The 4,196-nt window shown below is 39.8% G+C and carries 1 protein-coding gene; it reads left to right on the plus strand.

The window, feature by feature from the left end:
* Positions 1-522: 522 nt before the first annotated feature.
* Positions 523-4,196: LamG-like jellyroll fold domain-containing protein (locus tag ACE1ET_RS20200; protein WP_375730238.1), on the plus strand; the 3,674-nt coding region annotated here is incomplete at its 3' end.

Consider the following 4,196-nt stretch of genomic DNA (forward strand, 5'->3'; position numbering starts at 1 on the left):
AAAGTTGTTAAGCAGGTTGTACCATCTTCAGGCAAAGAAAACATTAGTATTGACGGCTCAGGATTATATATCATTAAGGCTGAAAGTGCTGGTGCAAGTAAATTGTTTAAAGTTGTAAAAACTAACTAGAAAATAGTAAGTAATATTTAATGAGGCTGTCCGGAAACCGGACAGCCTTTTTTTTGCAAACAACCTAAACCTTTTCTTAAAATTGCTCATACAAAGCTTTTATTCCGTGTCATCTATTGTAATTTTAAAATGCTTTCTTTATTTTTATTATTATTTAACGTATTGAAGAATACTATACTTGAAATAACTAAAACATTTGTTGTGAAGGAACCTCTGTTCTCTTTGATAGTTATTTTCGGTATCTCTTCAGTTGTTTATTCTGTTTTGATCTGAACCGGCATAAATTACCGGTGCAGTTTAGTTACTATTTCAGCATTTCGCAGGAAACGTTGAGTTTTAATTTGTGTATGAAATATATTGATTAAACCAATTTTCTAACTAAAATTTGATGGTATGAAAAAAAATCTATTCTTAAGTTATGTAGTAGTTTTAATTGTATTTCTGTTTAGTTCCTTTGGTGTTAAAGCTGCCATTGTGGATTTAACAGGAAGCGATGATCCTGCTATATTAAAAAACACATTGAGTGGTATTGGCGAAGGTGATACCATTGTTCTGAAAAGAGGTATGACTTATGACCTGTCTGCTACATCAATCAGTAAGTCTGTTATGATTATGAGTGTTGAGGGAGCAGGAAGTCCGGCAGTTCTCGATATGGCAGCATCATCTCTTGATATTGCATCAGGGAGTGCGCTGGAATCGCTTGTTTTTATGGATGTAGAGGTAAAAGGGGATATTACTGCTGCTTATCTTATGAACTTCTCTACAGATGGTAGCATTAATGAATTTATTCTTGACAATGTCTACCTTCATAATTTACGCGGTGTATTCCGTTGCAAAAACGGAGGCATTAAAACCATTAGTATGTTTAAGATTAATAATGCTGTCGTAGATAGCATTGGTGGTTATGGTGTGATGATTATGGATAATGCAGAAGCATATTGTTCCGATGTTCAGATCATTAACAGCACTTTTTCGAGCGTCGGTCAGCTGTTGCGCTGGAGAAGTACTGATGATGTTAATTCAGTGCTTATAACCAACTGTACCTTTCAGGATACCCCAAATGATGGGTATATCATAAGACTGGATACAGATTCAGTACTGAATGGTGTTGTTATTTCTAATTCTGTCTTTGGAAAATCAAATAATAAACTGAAAAGTACTGCTAATTCCGGTTCAAGAGTGTCTGTGACTGCTATAAACTGTTACATGACAACAGACTGTACACTAAAACCGGAAGATTTTACCGTTGCACCTATGACATATGCCGGAAGTGATGCGGATTTATTTGCAGATGTTGCCAATAAAGACTTTAGCATTACAGATATATCCTTTATGGGTAAATTTTCATCGGGTGATCCAAGATGGTATATGGCACATGAAGATAGAACCGGTGAATTCCTGACCAATCCGGGATTTGATATTGACTGTAATTATCTTGCTGCCGATGCTGCTGCTAATCTTGGTACTGCTGATAACGGATCAGCTAATCTGGCGGTGACAGGATGGACTCCAAATTCAACCAGTTGGGCGGCAGGTGCTGCTTTTGAGTATGGTTATGTGGGAACACTTAACAGTCCCGGACCAGTTCCTGCAACTGCTTCAGACGGTTCTACAACAGGTGCCGGTCATGGAGCACTTGGGGTATGTGCTGCATGGGGAGGAAATTCTTATTATACTCAGGAGGTTACTTTGCCGGCAGGTACCTATGTATTGAAATACAATGTTTACAATTCAGGTCCTGCTGCTGCCGGATCAAGTCTTGTAGGATGGATTCCCGATGGTGGTGATGCCGTACTTTCTTCTCTTGCAAACATGGCTCAGAATGTATGGACACCGGATGAAATAACTTTTACGCTCGAGTATAATACTGCAGGCATGATTCAGGTAGGTATTCAATCACCGGGTAGCGGTTCAGCCTCTAACGGCCGTTTCTTCTTCGATGATCTGCAGCTTAATTTTATGGCACTTCCTGAAGCAGAATTAAGGCATTCCTATACATTCGAAGTAGCTGATACAGCTATTGATGTTGTTGGTGATGTGGATGGTGAATTATTTGGAGATAAGATTACTGTTGCTGATGGCAAAGCTACCGTTTCCGGTGCAGCTTCTTCAACAGACGGCTACATTGCTTTTGATGCTGCTGCTCTGGCTCTGAAAGACTATGATGCAATTACACTCGAAGCTTATCTTGAAACAGCCGATGGTGCCAATGGTGGCTATACCATGTTATGCTATTTCGGAAATAACAATGGTGGTCAGAAAAGTTTCTGGTTCCAGCCGACTATTGATGGTAATGCCTCAAGGGCTGCTGTCGACAATACAAATCCTGTGGCACAGCTGAACGGCATTGAAATGGACGATGGGAAGCTTCATCATGTAGTAGCTATATTAACACCTGATGTACTGGAATATTATTTAGATGGAACGCTTGCTGCTTCTGTTGCTACAGGAGGTAACTATATTTCAACCATTGATACCGTTATTGCACAGTTATTTAAAGGTCCTAATGGATGGGCAGATGTGGATTATAATGGTACCATTGATGAATTCAATATTTATAACGGAGCAATGGGTAAGCAGGCTATTATGGATCGTGCAGAAGCGTATATCGGTTCAAGTAATTCTGATCTTGGTAGTCTGAGTGTAAGTATGGGGGAACTTAAACCTGCATTTGGAAGTTTTACAAGAACCTATAATGTAAATATTCCGGCTGGAACTGAAACCGTGGCAATTGATGCAATTCCTAAGTATTCAGGAGCGGTTGTTAAAGGTACTGGTGATTTCAGTATTACTCAGGTTATTGATACAGCTGAGATAGTTGTTGTTGCCGAAGATGGTAATGATTCAACCACATATATGGTTATTTTCTCTTCTTTAAGTCCGATTGCAGGTACAATTATCGGCCATGCAAGTTCATGGGGTGATGATCCTGCAACATATATTAAAGCAGCCTTCGATGGTGATATCAATACTTATGTGGATGCACCAACGGCAACAGGTTATGTTGGATATGATTTTGGTGAAGGAAGAGCTGCTACATTAACGGCATTTAAATATGCACCACGTTCAGGTCATGAAGGACGTATGGTAGGTGGTGAATTGCGTGGAGCCAACAGCCCTGATTTATCTGATGCAGTGACGCTATACACTATAACTGAAGCACCTGGTTTCGAAACTACTTTGGTTGGTCTGGAAATGACTGGAAGTTACAGGTACATCTATTATTATTCTGCAGATGGTTACTGTAATATTTCAGAACTTGAAATGTTTGGAACAATTCAGGGATTGATGCACTCTTATACATTTGAAGATGGAACAGCCGCAGACGTTATTGGCGGAGCAGATGGCGAAGTTGTGATTAATGATGGTGGATCTGGAAACATTGAAAACGGTGCATTCAATGCAATGGGTGGAAGTTATATTAAACTTCCTGCAAAAGATATTGCATTGAACAGTTACAGTGAGATTTCTTTGGAAGCAACAGTTACAACTGGTGTAAATCCAGGTTGGACAATGTTGGCTTACTTTGGATCCGCAAACGGCGATAACAGCTACTGGATGTCAATTGCACGTAATGATAATGTAAGTAAAACATCTGTTGATATGTTGCCTTCAAGTTCAGAAGTTGGAGTTACAGGTGTAGAACCTGGAGCCGACGAACTACACCATTATGTAAGTGTGCTGACTGATGATTCAATTAAGTGGTACATTGACGGTGTTAAGATAGGTTCGGTTGCAACACCTGCTGATTTTCTGGTTTCTGGTATTTCTCTGGATACTGCCTTGTTATGCGCTGGTGGTTATCCTGATCCTCAGTGGATTGGTTCAGTTCATGAATTCAATATTTATGAAGGTGAACTTGATGCTGAAACAGTTGCGGCTAAAGCTGCCGCTGCTCTGAATGCTTTGAGTAAGAAGAAAGTAGCTTATGTACAGAAATCTGGTAAAACAGTAGTAGCCACAGCAGCCGATCCGTACAATGATCCGATCGTGGAAATGCTGAATGCAGATGATAACTTTGAAGTAACCGTTATTCAGCTGGGAGCAGATGACACAACAGATCTTGG

Source organism: Quyinboa mangrovi (assembly GCF_042219825.1).
GTDB lineage: Bacteria > Bacteroidota > Bacteroidia > Bacteroidales > UBA5342 > JBHJHP01.